Origin of the sequence: Pseudomonas putida, assembly GCF_016406145.1 — a bacterium.
Lineage (GTDB): Bacteria > Pseudomonadota > Gammaproteobacteria > Pseudomonadales > Pseudomonadaceae > Aquipseudomonas > Aquipseudomonas putida_E.
The window spans coordinates 3,674,194-3,690,902 of record NZ_CP066306.1 but is presented as its reverse complement, the minus strand read 5'-3'; the positions used below and the strand labels follow the sequence as shown (position 1 = coordinate 3,690,902).

The following is a 16,709-nucleotide window of genomic DNA, read 5'->3' as shown; positions in this document are numbered from 1 at the left end:
CCATTCTTTTGAGGAGCGTTCTCATGCTGCCACAACTACATCGTCATTCCTGGATGGACAGCGATATCGAGACCTTTCGCGAACAGGTGCGCCGCTATATCGCCGCCGAAATGGCTCCCAAACTGCCCGGCTGGCGTGAACAAGGCTATATCCCACGCGAGACCTGGCGTCCCTTCGGTGAAATGGGCTTTCTGCTACCGGAATTGGACGAAGCGTACGGCGGTGCTGGAGCCAGCCTTGCTTATCAACTGGTAGTGCAGGATGAGCTAACTAAGGCTGAAATGCCTAACAACGTCACAGTGCATAGTATCGCGTCACATTACATCATGGACTTCGGTACTGAAGAGCAAAAACAGCGTTGGTTACCCAAACTGAGCAGCGGTGAGATGTTGGCCGGTATCGCGATGACCGAGCCTGGTTGCGGTACCGATCTCAAGGCCATCGCCACACGTGCCCGCCGCGATGGCGATCACTATGTGATCGACGGAGCCAAGACGTTCATCACTAATGGCTTTACTTGCAGTCTTTTAATCGTGGTCGCACGCACCGGCGAGGTGGGTAGTAAGGGACTGTCTCTGATCGTGGTGGAGACCGAGGACTTACCTGGATTCCGCGTAGGCCGATTGCTCGAAAAAATTGGCATGCCAGCCTCGGACACAGCCGAGCTCTTTTTTGGAGACGTGCGCGTGCCGGTTGATCAATTACTTGGTGGTGTCGAAGGGCACGGTTTCAAGCAACTCATGGGCCAATTGCCCTATGAACGTATGTCGATCGCAGTACCAGCTGCAGCCGTCATTGATCGGGCGTTGGAGCTCACCATTGAATACACGAAGGAGCGCAAGATCTTCGGTGCTCCGCTGTTCGATATGCAGGCCACGCGCCATAAACTGGCCGAGCTAGCCACCATCGCTCACGTTGTGCGCACTTTTGTTAACGATTGCATTCAGCGTCTACTGGACGGAACGCTCGACGACGAAGCGGCGTACATGGCCAAGTGGTGGTGCACTGAACAGCAGTGCCGCGTGACCGACGAGTGCCTGCAATTGTTTGGCGGTTACGGCTTCATGGCTGAATACCCAATCGCACGCATGTACGCAGCCTCGCGCGTACAGAAAATCTATGGTGGCGCGAACGAGGTCATGAAAGAACTGATCGCGAGGAAGCTATGAGCGCGCTTCAGCTGCTGCATATGCCGCTTCATGGTATCCAGATAGTTGAGTTTGAGGGCATCGGCCCAGGTCCGCTGGCGGCCAGAATGCTGGCCGACATGGGGGCTGAAGTGATCGTACTTGCCCGAGCCGAGCAGGCGGCTGCGGCGCAGCGGCTGGGTGGAACAGTGGCAAACCCGTTGCACCGCGGAAAGACGATCGAGGTCGTTGACCTGAAGTCGCTCCACGGCAAGGCCCGCGCCCTGGAGTTGATCAGTCAGGCCGATGCACTGATTGAGGGATACCGTCCTGGGGTGATGGAACGGCTGGGGATTGGGCCTGTTGAATGTGCGGCGCGCAATCCTAGGCTCGTGTATGGCCGGATGACAGGTTGGGGACAGGAAGGCCCGCTCGCACAGGCCGCCGGTCACGACCTGAACTACGTAGCGCTAACAGGATTGCTGTCATTGTCGGCGCACAAGGGGCAAGCGCCTATTGTACCGCCCACCGTACTCGGTGACGCAGCCGGCGCTCTGGGCCTCGCCTTCGGCGTCGCCTGCGCCTTGGTGGATGCGCGTGCCTCCGGGCATGGCCGAGTAGTAGATGCAGCGATCGTCGATATTGTGGCTATGTTAGGCACACTGGTGCATTGGATCCGTGCAAATGGACAGATCGATAGCGACCGGCCGAGCCCATTTCACGACTCGCCGTTCTATGACGTGTACTCCTGCTCCGACGGAGGTTACATCAGCCTCGCAGCGGTGGAGCCTGGGTTCCATGCACTGTTGCTGTCGAAGCTGGGTCTATCTGACGTGGATCCTACCGATCAGTACGACATAGCAACGTGGCCATCGCTCAAAGATCGCATCGCGACTCTGATTCGCAGTCAGCCCCAGGCGTATTGGTGTGAACTGCTTGAAGGCAGCGACACCTGCTTTGCTCCCGTGCTCAGCTTGGCCGAAGCAGTGCTACATCCGCACAACGCAGCACGGGGCATTTATCAGTCCTCACCTTCGGGTGCCATCGAAGTTTCTCCGGCCCCACGGTTCCAGGCACTGAACACAACAACAATATAGGAGACGAGAAAGTGATGGATACTGCCCGGCGCACCCAGCCCCTTCGCGGCTGCCCCTCCACCATGGGCGATACGCGTCAGCTCAACACTACGACACTGATCCGGCACGCCGTTCGCACTCACCCTGAGCAAGAGATTGTTTACCGTACACAAGATGGAGGCTGGGCTCGTTACACATATGCCGACTGCTATGTGCGGATCTGCCGCAGCGCCAATGCCCTTCGCGCGCTTGGCGTCAGGGTAGGTGATCGGGTGGGTATCTTGGACTGGAACAGCCGACGGCATTTCGAGCTCTACTGGGCGATTCCTGGTCTGGGCGCGGTGATGCTGCAAATGAACTTGCGACTGGGCAACGAGGATCTGGGGTACGTGGTCGGCCACAGCAACGTGTCCTACGTTTGTGTGGACGAATCACTGTTGCCAGTGGCCGAGTCAATCGCTGCACATTCTCCTCAGATCAAGGGCTGGATCGTCATGACTGACAAGCCGTTAGCCCAGCTTAAGACTTCCCTGACGCCGCTGTTGCATTACGAGGATCTCCTGGCAGCCTCCGATAATACGGTTGACTGGCCCGAAATCGAGGAAAGTTCAGCCTACAGTGCCTGCTACACCACCGGAACAACGGGCAGACCTAAAGGTGTGTATTACTCGCACCGTGGCATCTACCTGCATTCCACGGCCATGGCCACCAATCTTGGCATTACGCTAGACGACTGTACCATGCTCATTACGCCCATGTTTCACGGGCAGTGTTGGGGCTTGCCGCAAGCTGCGGTACTGGTGGCCAACAAGATCGTGTTACCAGGCCGTTACGCCGCCGAGGACACTAGGCCATTGGTGGACGCGATGATTGCTGAAGGCGTAACAGTCGCCAACGGTGCACCGGCCATCTTCCAACCCATGCTGCAGTACATCGAGACTTTGCCGGTCAAGCCAGACTTTAACCGCATGCGCATGCTTTCCGGTGCCAGCGAGCCGCCGCTGTCGATGATGATAGGGTTCCACGAACTCACTGGAGCTGAGGTGGTGCATGCCTATGGCGCCACCGAAACCACGACGCTGGTATCTCTCAACCGCCTCAAGCCCATCCTGAAGAAGCACTTGACGCTGGACGCGCAGTGGAACCTTAAGCGCAAACAGGGCCTGGTCGTTACTGGTGTAGAAATCCGCATCCTAGGCGAGGAAGGCCAGGACCTACCGCATGATGGAAAGTCAGCAGGCGAAATTTGTCTACGTGGCCCCTGGATCACGACGAGCTACCACAACACGCCTGACTCCACTGATCGCTTCTTAGAGGGTGGCTGGTGGCGCTCAGGAGATGTCGGAACGATCGACGAAAACGGTTACCTCAAGCTCTCCGACCGTATCAAGGATGTGATCAAGAGCGGCGGTGAGTGGATCTCCTCCATCGACATGGAAAACCTGCTCATGGGCCACCCGGCCGTGTGCGACGCCGCAGTTGTCGGAATTCCTCATACAAAGTGGCAGGAACGGCCGCTGGCCATGGTGGTATTGAGGCCCCGGCATAACGTGACCACAGAACAACTGCAAGAACACCTCAGCAGTGCCTTCGCCAAATGGCAGTTGCCAGACCAGATCTTGTTCGTCGAGGCCATCCCCAAGACCAGTGTCGGCAAGATTGACAAAAAACGTATACGAGCTGAACAGGCAGATCGCTACGCCCAGTAGCACCGACTTTCTTGGATAGGAAACCAGCATGAATAACCTTGAACCCGTCATCGTAGGTGCGGTCCGCACCCCCGTGGGTAAACGCGGGGGGCGCTTGCATAAATGGCATCCCGTGGACCTATTGGCCGAAACGCTGCGCCAGTTGGTGGAACAATCTGGTATTGACCCATTAGACCTAGACGATGTGATCGTTGGGTGTGTACTTCAATGGGATCAGCAGCACGGCAACTTAGGTCGTCATGCCGTGTTGGCTGCAGGGTTGCCCGAATCTGTTCCTGCGGTGACGGTCGACCGGCAATGCGGGTCTGGCCAGCAAGCGGTGAGTTTTGCAGTGCATGGCATCCAGGCAGGCGCTTACAAATTGGTTATCGGTGCGGGGGTGGAGTCGATGTCGCAAGCTCCCATGCCTCCGTCGTTTAAGCCCGGAGCGCCGCTTGGATTGCAATATAGCCCGCGCGAGCTAGCACGTTACCAGAGTACCCCACTGACTCCGCAAGGCGTGTCATCAGAATTGATGAACAAGCGTTTTGGCCTCACACGCGAGACTCTGGATGCGTTCGCCGTACGCAGTCATCAGCGTGCCCACCAAGCCGCACAAGCCGGCAACTTTAGTGCCCAATTGGTCCGGCTCACCGAGGATCCAAGTGATCCGAATAGCGCGCTGATCAGCGTCGACGAAGGTGTGCGCCCGGATACCAGCCTAGAGAAGATAGCCAAGCTCAAGCCGGTGTTTGCCGATAACGGAGGTACCACAGCGGCCAACGCATCGCAACTTAGCGACGGAGCCTCCGCGCTTATGATTGCCAGTCGCGGCTATGCCGAGCAACACGGGCTGAGGCCGCGAGCGCGCTTCGTTAGTACCGCTGTGGCCGCAGCAGATCCTGTAATCCAGTTCACTGCTGTTCTTGACTCGACTCGTAAGGCCTTAGAGGAAGCTGGGCTGGGTCTCGACGACATCGATCTGTTTGAAGTCAACGAAGCCTTCGGTGGAGTGCCTCTTATGTTCCAGCAGGAATTTGGTATCCCGGACGATCGGCTCAATGTCAACGGCGGTTCGATAGCGATCGGCCACCCGCTGGGTTCCACCGGTGCCCGCATGCTTACTGACTTGCTGTGCGAACTCGAACGCCGAGGCGGACGCTATGCCCTGCAAACTATCTGTGAAGCGTCGGGCACGGCCAATACCACCATCATCGAGCGACTGGAATGAACGAGACCATCATGAGCGAAGTACTTGTCAGCCGTGAAGGTGCCACGGTTATTTTGACCATCAACCGCACAAGCGCAAAGAACAGTTTGAACAGCCTGGTATTTGAAGGCCTCCGTGCACAGTTTGCGCAACTGCGTCACGACGATACTGTGCGAGTAGTCATAGTCACCGGTGCCGAGGGCATGTTTTGCGCTGGAGCCGATATCACGGCGTTCGATGCAATTCGTACCGAATCGTTGTTGGGCGATCGAACTGCGGCGGGTGGCACATTCTGGTCGGAACTAGGCAGTTTCCCAAAACCCGTCATCGCAGCGGTGGAAAGGTTTGCGCTCGGCGGTGGTATGGAACTGGCATTGGCATGCGACATCGTGATCGCTGGCGAGTCAGCTAAGTTCGGTGTGCCGGAAGTCAAGCTGGGCGCCATCCCTGGTGCGGGAGGTACCCAACGCCTGATTCGCACCACAGGTAAATCAAAAGCTATGGCCTTGCTGCTGACTGGCGATTTTGTCGATGCTCGTACGGCGTGTGATGCCGGAATCGTAGCTCAAGTGACAGTGGATGGAGAGGCGTTGTCCACTGCGCGAGCTATGGCCGATCGAATCGCTCTCAACTCGCCGTTGGCTGTGGCTCTCGCAAAAAATGCGGCCTTGACCAGCTTCGAAACACCGCTGGCGCAAGGTTTGGAACATGAGAAACGCAATTTCTTCGTCGCTTTGCGTTCAGCCGACAACCTAGAAGGGCAAGCGTCATTTTTGAGCAAGCGCGCTCCCAAGTTCACTGGCCAGTAACGCATATTTGTTACCAAACGAGGAGGTTATCATGGAACTGAATTCAGACATTTCTGCCGTTGTCACAGGAGGTGCTTCTGGTTTGGGGGCTGCCACAGCAAGGCGTTTGGCCAGGTATGGCGTGAAAGTCGCCATTTTCGATATGAACGAGACAGTAGGCTTGGCGCTGGCAAACGAAATCGGTGGCATTTACTGCAATGTAGATGTGACTTCTGACGAGCAAGTGGACAAGGCATTTACCAAAGCCCGTGCTGCTATCGGACAGGAACGCATTTTGGTTAACTGTGCGGGTACTGCCGATGCTGTTAAAACCGTTAGCCGAGACAAGAAGACTGGTGAAATTCGTCCATGCACTACAGATCGATTTAATCGCATCATTCAAATTAACCTGCTAGGCACTTTCCGTTGTATCACCAAATCGGTCGCCGGCATGATGACGCTTGCGCCGCTGGACGATGGCGACCGCGGTGTCATCATCAACACCGCTTCGGCGGCTGCACAGGACGGTCAAGTCGGCCAGGCCAGTTATGCTGCAAGCAAGGCGGCTGTTGTAGGCATGACTTTGCCGATCGCGCGTGACCTGATGGACGAAGGTATCCGAGTCAATACCGTTATGCCTGGGCTGTTTGGTACGCCACTGATGCAAAGTCTTCCTGACAACGTGCAACAGGCGCTCGCGGCATCTGTGCCATTTCCTAAGCGCTTGGGTGAGCCTGACGAATTCGCGAGGACCGTCGAGTTTCTCGTCAATTGTGGCTACATGAACGCCGAGTCTCTCCGCGTGGACGGCGCCATTCGCATGGCACCACGTTAAGACGCTTATATTTTTAAAGATTTTATTGCAACTAGCAATGCAGAGAAATAGGCAGCGCGTGTCCCGTGCCTCCAGCAGTAAGGCGGCAAATTTGAATTATGGGGCAGCGCTGTATTTAACTCGGCGGAAGGCTGTTTTGTTAGGCATGCGAGGTCGTCAAGCTATCAGGAAAACGCACTGTGCCTGCGGTCTCAGTGGGTTTTAAAAGTAAATGGCATCTGTCCAATGAGTAGATGTCCATATAGATTCCGTTCGTGATTAGTTGAGTCGCAAACAAAACTCTCGCCTGGTGGTGATCGCGCTGCTGGTATGAGGTTAGTGCTCTAAAAACAAGAATAAAAGGGTGATATTGTGAGCGTAGTTAAAGGTCTTTTGTATCCGTTGCCTCTCTTGATTGGTTTTGCTTGCGCGCCCTCTGCACTTGGTGCTTTTCTGAAAGATTCAAAGCTAAATCTTAATCTGCGTAACTTCTATATAAATACGGACTATCGAGAGGGACATGCCGGAACCTCGAAGGCCGAGGAGTGGGGACAGGGTTTTCGATTGTTGTATGAGTCCGGTTATACCGATGGAAAAATTGGAGTTGGTGTGGATGCTCTTGGCTTGTTGGGTGTGAAGCTGGATAGTGGGAAGGGTCGTCATCAGGGTAGTACCACACTTACTTCTGACGGTGACCATGCCGCTGACCAGTGGAGTCGATTTGGGGCGACGCTAAAACTTAAGGCATCAAAAACCGATCTGCGCGTTGGTACGTTGATGCCTAAGTTACCCGTTCTCGTGTTTACCGATACTCGACCTCTTCCACAGACCTACCAAGGGGGCATGGTGACTTTACGCGAGTTAGACGATATTACGCTAACGGCAGGTAAGATCACCCAAGTTACAGGAGTCGCTTCAGCTGATCGTACTGGTATGGCTGTTGCGGGAGGACGGCGACAGAGTAATGACTTCCGTTTCGCAGGGGTCGACTACCGAACACGGGACAATTTTTTGCTCCAGTATTATCAAGCCGCCCTAGAGGATTACTATAGCCAACAGTTTCTGGGTGTTTCCCATATTTGGAAAGTTACCGAAGGGCGAAGCTTGAAGAGTGATCTGCGTTACTTTCGTTCGCGTGGTATCGGAGCCAATGCTGCCGGTGAACCAGGCTATCAGATAGCGGGATATACTCCTGACCACCGTGGTGAGATCGATAACGATACTTGGAGCTTGGCGTTTACCTATGCTGTTGGCGGGCACAGTTTTATGCTGGGGTATCAGAGCGTATCGGATGACAGTGATTTTGTTCACCTTAATCAGGGCAGCCTGAGCGGTGACCTTGGAGCGAGAGGTGCAAGTACATACTTGATCGCCGAGCGGTTGCAGTCATATTTTGGTCGTGCTGGTCAAGACACACAGATCGCCCAGTATAGCTACGATTTTGCAGCGAAGGGTATCCCAGGCTTGAATGTGACTGTTGCTCACCAAGATTCAGAGGGTATTCAGAGTTTCGCTGGTAGCTCACTTCGTGAGCGAGAAACTGACATTATACTTACCTATGCAGTCCGAAGCGGGCCGTTACGGGGCTTAGGTCTGGGCTTGCTTTATGGAGAGCTGAATAGTGAAGTAACTCCAGATCAGAATCAGCTTCGGTTGATGGTGAGCTATAATGTCGAGTTGTTTTGAGTTAGTGCTTTATCGTTTGTGTTTCAAGTGTGGTGAGGTGCGTTGTTTGTTAAGATTTGTCTGGGGTGGTGTCTAGGTGGTAAAGTATCAATAAGTTATCTTGGTTGTAGGGGCGCTAATTTAACATTCAAGGCTAGAGTAGTCAGAGGAATCGCGACGTATTCAGGGTTGTGATGGCCCGCCTATTAAATCTCCTGGAGAGGTTTTGGTGTTGAACTTAAAGTGTTCAGTGCTGTTCACGGTTTGTAGGTCGCGGATAGTGTTGTTTGAGCTTTTGGCTAGAATAAAGAAGCACTAGATTGGCTGTTTTCTGGTAGGTTCACTCTGATTGAGGTTGGTGCGGATGTTGCTGAAAAATAGTAGGGGTTAGTGTTTGGTTGTTTGTGTTTTGAACGATCCAGGCGGTTTCATTTTGGGGTTGGAAGACTTTGATTGTTGTTTGTCTTGCTGGCGATCAGGGCTGATCGTTCACGAGTCCGGTTTGCTTGAGGCACGTCTGGCGATCCATGGGTCTCATGTCATCCCGAGCGAGATCAAATCACTCCTGAAAAGTGGAAAGCTGTCGACTAAGGCTATGCCGGTTGGCCGATTCAACGAGCTGCACCAAGACTACGTTTGTAGCTGCGCTCTGCGGGTAGCTCGCGAGCTGTTGGCGATCCTGCCTGATGATCTGGTGATCGTAACGGCGCTCGATAATGTGCTCAACAGTTCAACTGGCCACGTGGAGGAATTACCGATCCTGAGTGTGGCGTTCTCCCGAATCACCTTGAACTCGCTCAATCTGGACGCCATCGATCCATCCGATGCCATGAAAAATGAAGAAGGCCCCGTATTGGACAGTGTCTTAGCTCGGCGTATTGCTCGAGCGCATGGCTGGGTGCGTACAGGAGCGCGGATCCGAGATCGTGTCGATCAGCTTGCGCATGCTCATTTCAGGGCACATGAGGAGGAACAACTGGGCACGTTCTTCTGGCCTGCCAGCCTCCAATCAGATTCGGCGGTCGTATTCCGTCGTCCTGGTGACGATGACTCTGTACGTAGCCTTGTAGAAATCTGCTTGCAGGAATTGGCCGCACTTGTGGGTTAAATGGAGACCAAAGGGCACGCGGCTGAAGCCTTGATCCACGCCGTTGCTAGAGAGGCCGGTGTTATGAGGCTCGCACACGCAGGCCGCTTGCGGATCGAGAACGCTATTCGTCATCGCGGGGAAGATTAGGTTGATGTGTTCAGGGTATGAATTGTTCAAACCCTGGGCACTTAAGGAGGCTCCACCGCTGCTTTATTTAATCAATGTGAGGAATGGGTTGTCCGTTGGTGGCTCTCGAGATATGGCTGCTTTCTCTCGCAGGAGGTAGCCATTTAATAAGCTTGTTTTGCGAGGACCTCGAACCTTGCAAGTCCAAATATTCTGCCTATTGGGCTTTCTTAGATGAGCATCCAGCTTTTCAAAGTGACGTTGGATTCGTCGCCATGCGTCGCTTTGAGGGTCTGCTTCGGCTAACTCGGGGTGTTCGGCAGCGTAGCGTTGGAAAATGCCCGGGGTGACCAGGAAAAATGTGCCGTCTACGGTGTGGATCTTGGCATTGCTGTCGTTGACCACCAAACGATGATTGAGAACCCCTTTGCGCAGCCAATCGAGGAAGTCCAGCCCCTCGGCATCCTTGGATGGCGGAGCGGTGGATTGCAGGTTTCCCGCGCTTGGTCCAGTTTCGAGCTCGCTCGGTTCTTGCAACATGTTCATCAAATCCTCGAGATAGTCGAAATCCTGACTTTGGGGAGAGGCGACCGGCTGCTTCTCATCTTCAGCAGTTTGCGGCCTAACTGTCTTGGCTTCGCTGGTCTGTAGTGGACCGTCCATCATCGGTTCTACCGTGCCTGCAAAGCAGTCCGGCCTCGACTCATTGGCCCAAATAAGACTTGGCTGCAGGCGGAGAAAGGTAAAGCGCTGTTGCCAGACATCGTCTGTTACGGTGGCGCTCCATACCGCTTTGCCTCCTGGTGTCGCATCCACCAGCCCATGTGATTGCAGCTCATCGAACAGGGCGATATTGGAGGAAGGGATGCCATCCACCGCCTGAGCTAACAGAAAGGCGCGCAGTTTGTCGGTGGCGGTCTTGCTGACCAGCCACAGATGGTCTTGGGTAAGCCAGCCGACCGCGCCGGGCTGGTTGAGCTTGAACTCGTTTTTGACCAGGTGACGCAGGCCCGTGAGCAGGTGATGCTGCAACGAGTGTTTGGGTGCCTGAAGGGCCTTGGTGGGGTTGGCGCCGATGTTCTGCGCAGTGGAGACCCGGTCAGCTTGCATCACCAGTTCCCCGAGGATGCCGGCGTGCTCGTAGTGGTTGGCCAGCAGAAACAGTAGGTGGCCCCACAGGATTGGATAGTTGCTGAGCCAGTCGAGCTGGCGGGGCGTCAATATCTGTGTGTACAGCAGCCCGGCAGCGGCGCCGTGAAGTTTGTAGTCGCGACCGGTCACGTAGCGAAAGCGGTAGGGCTGGTTCAAAGGGCCGTGCCAGGGGTGCCACACCTCCCCACTCTGATACTCCACTTGAAGGTCGACGGCAATCTTGCCAATGTCGTGGAGCAGGGCGCCATAGGCAATCGCCGCGCTCCAGGCATCGGCCTGCGCGGCCTGGTCTTCTGGCGCAGCGCCGCTGGGTAGCAGGTACGACTGGCGCAGCTTCAGGCTGCAGGCCACTAATTCTAGTCCATGGTCGAGCATGCCGCCCGAGTAGGCATGGTGGTGGCTTTCGCTGGCGGGGAGTTGCTGTACAAAGGCGGCGTAACGGCGGATCGGATCAAGGTAGAGCTGTTCAAACTGAGGCTCGGAGAGCGCTGTGTACTGCCAGATGCGCTCCAACAGCTTTTTCCGGTGGTCGGCACAGAGCAGGGATTCAGGGGCCAGTGGAAGGAAATATCCCTCAGGCGATGGAGCGAGCGTGGGCTCTGCAGCATTGCCTTTTTTACGTTTGAACCACCTGCGTTTCATCGTGGTACCTGCTTTACGTTCAGAAGGTCCTTTTGCCTTTCGGATAGAGCTTTTACCCTTGTGCCCCTTCCATTGCCGCCGTTACCCTTTACCCTGTAGGCCCTTTTCGCGAACGCGAAAATTTGAAGCCTGGCGCATCGAGTTATGGGCTGGACCGGCATGGCCTGTCCTTTTTTCGCGAGGTAGACTATCCGGTATTATTTGGGGGAAGGTAGCCTGATGACGTTGAGCGATGCCATATTGATCGTGCTACTGGCCGACCGGATTCATGGTACCGATGCTGCCATTCGATCAGCAGCCAAGCGCTGTGCGAAACAGCTGCCACGCAGTCAGCGCGATATGCTTTTCAAGATCGGCAACAGTGCTGCGCCTCGTGAATTAGTGGGTCACCTTTGCCAGTTCTTGCCGGACTGATTAGTCACATAGATATGTGCATATTTGAAGGATGAAAAGTTGGATGAAGAGCTAATTAACGCTCGGCTAGTACTTTTGCCTAAGGTACTATTGCCCCACATGCCCCAACCTTAGGAAAGATTTCACATGTCCAAACTTGCCGAATTCAAAGCACTGGAAGCTCAACTGGCTGCTCAACTTCAACAGCTGGACGCGATGAAAAACGATTCCGGCCTGAAGCAGGAAATCGAGTTTGAACAAAAGCTCAAGGCTTTGCTGGACCAGTACGGCATGAGCCTGCGCCAAGTCATCACCATTCTCGACCCATCCAGAGGTGTGAGTGTGAGTGCTGCCTCCGCCTCCACTGGCGCTCAGCGCAAGCCGCGCGAGGTCAAGCGCTACGAGAATCCGCACAGTGGTGAGGTCGTTGAAACCAAGGGCGGTAACCACAAGATCCTCAAGCAGTGGAAGCAGGAACACGGCTCGGATACCGTCGAGAGCTGGCTGCAGTAATCGCTAGCTCAATTGCAGCGGCCGATGCTCGGCGTTGCAGGCAAAACAAAGGCCCCGGTTGGGGCCTTTCTATTTGAAGTGAAAAGTCACGCCGTTAGCCGTTCGGTCGTCTCGCTGGCCTGATCCGACTGCAGCGCTAACAGGTACTCGGACGCCTCACGTGCCTGACCGCTGGCGCGGAAAATGGTGCGTTTATCTTCCTTGAGGATTTTCAACCAGGACGCCAGATACTCCTCGTGGCGCAACTCGCCCTGGGTGCCGGTGAAGGCGCAGAGAAACGCTGCGCCCATCTCCGCGACCAACTCCTCGAAGGCGTACGCCGCAGAGCCGAACGCATGCCCGCCCGTGATGCCTTCCCGGTTGAGGCGGGCGTGGTGACCCGACCAGTGCGTCAGTTCGTGTAACGCGGTTGCGTAGTAGCTGCCGACGTCCACGAACTGGGCCTTGGTGGGCAATTGGATGAGATCCCGAATCGGCAGATAGCATGCGCTATCGCCGTAACGGTGTTCGATGCGTGCGCCGCTGGCGATCAGCAGTTGCTCGGCGGGGGCATGATCGATGAACGCTGTCGAATCTATGCTCTCATCCCATGGCTGTTCTTCGTTGGGAAGTCCCTCGGTCTGCTCGATGTTGAACAGGCAATGCGTCCGCAGCAGCGCGAACTGCACCATCTTGATATTACCTTGCTCATCGCGGACGACCTGACCCTCTTCGTCGTGCGCTTCCTTGCTCATGGGTTTGTACAGCACCGCAAGGGTCGATTGCTCGCCCTTGCGCACATGGCCGCCGGCCTTGCGCGCCTGGTTGTAGGTGAGCCAGAGATCCTGGCGGTACCCACGCAGGCGGGCTTCGGCCCACAGCAGTGGAATGTTGATGCCGGCGTAGGGACGTCGGGTAATCGCGTTGATGGGAAAAGGCGAGTCATTCTGCAAGCCTGTAGTGGTCCAGGGCTTGATCCACGGGATCACCCCCTGATTCAGGGCGTTGACAATCTTGTTGGTGACGTCCAGGTAGATATCGGACATGACGTTCTCCAGTGCAAAAAGGGGGAACGCTGCCCGGCCGGGAAGGGTTCCCGGTGGGGTAAATGGACAGTGGTAGTGCGGGTGTTCAGGCCGACGAGATGTCCACACCGATCTCATGTGGCAACCGGATGTGCAGAAAAACAGGGCCGGTTTCTGGCGTGATGTGAGTTACCTGAAACTGAGTGGCTGTCGTCGAGGAGCGTGAGTCGCGCTGGGAAGCATGATCGAGTAGCAACTCGCGCGATTGGCGCAACTGGTGATCTACCGAAGCCAGAGCGATGCCCAGTACGGCTTGCAAGCGCTGTTCTGATTGCGCGACTGCATCAGTAGCAGTACCAACCTCGGCGATGAATTGCCATACCCCAGGGCTCAGGACAATGGCGGGAAAGGAGCGGTTATTCCTGGACACTTGTGCCTCCTGGGTTAGTTCCATCGCCACAACCCTCACTAAAAACAGGGCGTGTCCAGGCATTAAAACGCGCTTGCTTGTGGGGTCAATGCCCAATCCAGACTGCCTAGCAGGTCGAGTTTCCAGCCGCTTCCAGAGAAGGTTTTCCATCCCAAAACTTCAGATGAGTGGCTCGTTGCTGTTGGCGTGGAGATTGAAATGAGCGATATCCCAGAGAGGCACAAAATCGTGCTTCTCTGGAACATCGCCTGTGTCTCTAGAACGCTCAGGATTTGCCAGTTAGGGCAACCTCGGCAGCGATGTACAAGTGCGTGGAGGTGGCCTCAATCACCAGCGATCCTGCTGTTCCTCGAAGACTTGCGAGAACAGGATCGTCAATGTCGAAGTACTCGGCAAAATCATCGCCGCCGAACTCATCGCGGGCTCGATTCCACCAGGCATCAAATTCGTCGACCTCAGGGTTGCAGCCAGTGGCATAGGCCACGCGTTTACGGCCGTTGCCATCCGGTTTGCTTTCGCCGATCTCGGACATAAGGTAGACACCGTGATCCTTGACCAGTATCACTCTGCAACCATTGATGCCGGCTTCGGCCAACACAGCGTGAAGTTCAGTTCCTGTGAAGCGCAACATGGTGATTTCCTCCAGGCAGTGCGGAGGAATGCCACCCATGCGGGAAGAATTCCCAGCACGGAAATGGAAAAGGAGCTTCAACGGAGCAGGGCTCAGTGAGGCCGATGTGAAAGGGCGCTCATCACCGCGGGAGCGGCAACCGGGCGAGCCACCGAACGCTAATCGCCCTTGGGACAACCATCACGGGAGTGACGTGGCCTTGAAGGTTGAGGCCACCTGGGGTGCTGGATTTCCAGTGATTGCAGGTCCGGTGTATCAAGCGAGTTGGCGTAGCGTCAATGATGATTTTTAGAAGGGTGCGGTGAGCTGATCCATGCAGTGCCACTGGCGATCAGCAGCGTAAACCAAGTGATCAACGGTCATGGAAAACTGCGGGAGAGGAGTAAGCTAAGCTTGGATCCAAATTATCTGTAGCGGTTTGGCCGCGAGTACGACGTAGTAAACGGAGGTACGAAAATGACGGCCCCAGCTTCTTCAAGCCCCAGCCGTACTCCTTTCGGCAAGTACTTGATTCGTGCCGCAGGTCGAGCGGGACGATTGGTCAATCAGCTAGAAACCAGCGTATTGCACTCATCGATTTTGGCGAAGGTGCCGCTTAGGTATCGCCGGGTCGGCATGCAACTTGTTAAGTTGATTCTCTTGCTTGCTGTCGCATCAGTCGCTTTCTTCCTGGCGATCGGAATGGTTGCCCTGTGGACCATCGCGGCGCTGCCTATTAGTACAGATAGGCAACCTGGGATACATGAAATGAGTCACCCTCGACATCATCTCAGGTATCCAGAAATGTACGATGACAATGGGGCCCCGAGGTAATCAGTCATTTCGATTTTCGGGCTGCCGACATTAGCTGCGATGTTCCTTTTTCAGCCTGTGCCTGAGCTCCTTCCGTTGCGCGCGTTAAGAGAGTTTGAACGCCACTGCCCACGTTATATCCAGCCCAACTCATCACGCTGAGGAAAAACATCGGCAACACCACAAACATGACTCCCATCACATACTCGATGACTTGCGCAGTGACCGTCCCATCCATGAAGCCTGCCGTTGGTAATGTTAAAAGCGCCTGGTCCGTGACAGAGACCTGGTGGTACAGCGTGTCGAGCATGCTCGAGTCGATCCAGCGGGCCAGCTCCCACCAAAACGTCAGCATATGCAGGGTGAACAGCGCGAAGGTGATCGTCATCAGCGCTTTGAGCTGATAGGTGCTGATCAGCAGCACCAGCGGCAGGCTGATGATCGTGCCCATGATCAGGAAGGCCTGCACCATTGGCAGAGCAGCGCGTAGCGCATTCATTGCCGGGAAGTTGCTGAACGAGCCCAGGGCCAGGCCGGTGTTGGTGGCGAGGTTGTTGAGCCCTTGCGTCAACGAGCCGCCTCGGGCACTGCTGCCGTAGTCCTGGAACACCTGACCAGGCGCCATGCTCAATGACTGCTGGCGCGGGCTCACCAGTTCACGGAGGGTGGCATCTTCGATTTCGGTCGAGCTGCGCCCGGTCAGCCAGCCGCGCAACTGCGTGAGCAGATTGGGATCGACCTCGGCGACCAGGCGGTCGCGCAAGCCCACCGTGGCATCGCTCCACCATTGCTTGCAGGTTGGGTAACCCGCACCGTTGTCCAATCGGGGCAGAGAGGTATCCCGCGTCTCGTCATACGGCCAATCAACCCGTGGCGTGCGCGAGCGATCCGTGTCGTAGTAACCCGGCGTGTCGAGCAAGTAGGTTGAGCCGATCCAGGACGCATCGTAGCTCTGCGATTCGTCCAGCTCAGGGCGGTTGGTAAACAGCCGCGAGCGTGAAAAACCGTAGCAGTCGCGGGTGAAATCGGCGACCTCCTGCAGTAGTAACTGGTCATTGATCCGCGAGCTGTCGATCTCCATCCGCATCGCGCGAATGTCGGGTGCGCAGGGGATCGACGCCGTGGCGGCGGCGGTGATGCCCTTGCTCATGGCATGCACTAGGTACCACCACACCGGCACGTTGGCGGATTTCTCGCCGATGGTATTGAAGGTGGTTCCCCAGGCTGTGTCGGCGGGCTTGGCCATCGACACGCCACAGCGCTGGCTCGCCGCATCCTCGAAGGTCACGGAGGAAAGGTTCAACGGGAAAAACGGCATGCAGCCAAACAGGATGACGACGTAGCTCATCCACAGCCGGTTCTCGACGCGGGGGATCGACAGTAAGCCCTTGTTGCCCTCATCGGCCCCCTGTTGGCGGGCCGACAACCATTCCTGCAGGATGATCGCGCCAAACGGCGCGGCAAACAGCCCAGTGTCCGCCAGTGTGTTCCAGATTCCGTTGTTGATGATCCACGCCAGCAGCGACAGGTAATACTCGAGGTAACTGTTGGTGCTCATGTTCATGGCT

General features: G+C 55.7%; 15 protein-coding genes. 10 read left to right on the top strand and 5 right to left on the bottom strand.

Translation table 11 applies throughout. The annotated features are described in order from the left end of the window. Positions 1-23 precede the first annotated feature (23 nt). The 8 genes from JET17_RS16975 (at position 24) to JET17_RS27585 (ending at position 9,476) form a co-directional block, all read left to right on the top strand. Positions 24-1,169, top strand: a complete 1,146-nt coding sequence (locus JET17_RS16975; protein WP_012315188.1) for an acyl-CoA dehydrogenase family protein — start codon at positions 24-26, stop codon at positions 1,167-1,169. Next, entirely contained in the window at positions 1,166-2,224 is a 1,059-nt protein-coding gene (locus JET17_RS16970) for a CaiB/BaiF CoA transferase family protein (protein ID WP_012315187.1), read from the top strand. Before JET17_RS16975 ends, JET17_RS16970 begins: the two co-directional genes overlap by 4 nt. A 14-nt stretch (positions 2,225-2,238) precedes the next feature. Next, a complete protein-coding gene (locus JET17_RS16965) occupies positions 2,239-3,912 on the top strand; it encodes a long-chain-fatty-acid--CoA ligase (protein WP_012315186.1) in 1,674 nt (557 codons plus the stop codon). Positions 3,913-3,940: 28 nt separating this feature from the next. Beyond that, positions 3,941-5,122, top strand: coding sequence for a thiolase family protein (locus tag JET17_RS16960; RefSeq protein ID WP_012315185.1), 1,182 nt, complete (start codon positions 3,941-3,943; stop codon positions 5,120-5,122). Further along, positions 5,119-5,910 carry an enoyl-CoA hydratase/isomerase family protein gene (locus JET17_RS16955; RefSeq protein WP_012315184.1) on the top strand — a complete coding sequence of 264 codons (792 nt, stop codon included), beginning with the start codon at positions 5,119-5,121 and terminating at the stop codon, positions 5,908-5,910. Before JET17_RS16960 ends, JET17_RS16955 begins: the two co-directional genes overlap by 4 nt. A gap of 31 nt (positions 5,911-5,941) precedes the next feature. Next, positions 5,942-6,724 carry an SDR family NAD(P)-dependent oxidoreductase gene (locus tag JET17_RS16950; RefSeq protein WP_012315183.1) on the top strand — a complete coding sequence of 261 codons (783 nt, stop codon included), beginning with the start codon at positions 5,942-5,944 and terminating at the stop codon, positions 6,722-6,724. A gap of 351 nt (positions 6,725-7,075) precedes the next feature. After that, positions 7,076-8,389: an OprD family outer membrane porin gene (locus JET17_RS16945; RefSeq protein WP_012315182.1), complete on the top strand. Its 1,314-nt coding sequence runs from the start codon at positions 7,076-7,078 to the stop codon at positions 8,387-8,389. A gap of 388 nt (positions 8,390-8,777) precedes the next feature. Further along, positions 8,778-9,476, top strand: a complete 699-nt coding sequence (locus tag JET17_RS27585) for a DUF3320 domain-containing protein (RefSeq protein WP_307606309.1) — start codon at positions 8,778-8,780, stop codon at positions 9,474-9,476. Positions 9,477-9,668: 192 nt separating this feature from the next. On the opposite strand, the gene mobH is transcribed toward JET17_RS27585, so the two are convergent. After that, complete coding sequence (gene mobH / locus JET17_RS16930; RefSeq protein ID WP_012315180.1) at positions 9,669-11,378, bottom strand: MobH family relaxase; 1,710 nt, start codon at positions 11,376-11,378, stop codon at positions 9,669-9,671. A gap of 219 nt (positions 11,379-11,597) precedes the next feature. Between mobH and JET17_RS16925 the strand changes: the two genes are divergently transcribed. Both JET17_RS16925 and JET17_RS16920 read left to right on the top strand, forming a co-directional pair. Beyond that, entirely contained in the window at positions 11,598-11,792 is a 195-nt protein-coding gene (locus JET17_RS16925; protein WP_012315179.1) for a hypothetical protein, read from the top strand. 126 nt (positions 11,793-11,918) lie between these two features. After that, entirely contained in the window at positions 11,919-12,284 is a 366-nt protein-coding gene (locus JET17_RS16920) for a histone-like nucleoid-structuring protein, MvaT/MvaU family (protein ID WP_012315178.1), read from the top strand. A gap of 86 nt (positions 12,285-12,370) precedes the next feature. On the opposite strand, the gene JET17_RS16915 is transcribed toward JET17_RS16920, so the two are convergent. From JET17_RS16915 to JET17_RS16900, 4 genes are all read right to left on the bottom strand, one after another. Further along, positions 12,371-13,309 carry an ArdC family protein gene (locus tag JET17_RS16915; protein ID WP_012315177.1) on the bottom strand — a complete coding sequence of 313 codons (939 nt, stop codon included), beginning with the start codon at positions 13,307-13,309 and terminating at the stop codon, positions 12,371-12,373. Positions 13,310-13,394: 85 nt separating this feature from the next. After that, positions 13,395-13,868, bottom strand: coding sequence for a hypothetical protein (locus tag JET17_RS16910; RefSeq protein WP_052293025.1), 474 nt, complete (start codon positions 13,866-13,868; stop codon positions 13,395-13,397). Between the two features lie 115 nt (positions 13,869-13,983). Beyond that, positions 13,984-14,349, bottom strand: a complete 366-nt coding sequence (locus JET17_RS16905) for a DUF3085 domain-containing protein (RefSeq protein ID WP_012315176.1) — start codon at positions 14,347-14,349, stop codon at positions 13,984-13,986. Between the two features lie 817 nt (positions 14,350-15,166). Continuing rightward, positions 15,167-16,705: a conjugal transfer protein TraG N-terminal domain-containing protein gene (locus JET17_RS16900; RefSeq protein ID WP_012315175.1), complete on the bottom strand. Its 1,539-nt coding sequence runs from the start codon at positions 16,703-16,705 to the stop codon at positions 15,167-15,169. Between the last annotated feature and the right edge of the window lie 4 nt (positions 16,706-16,709).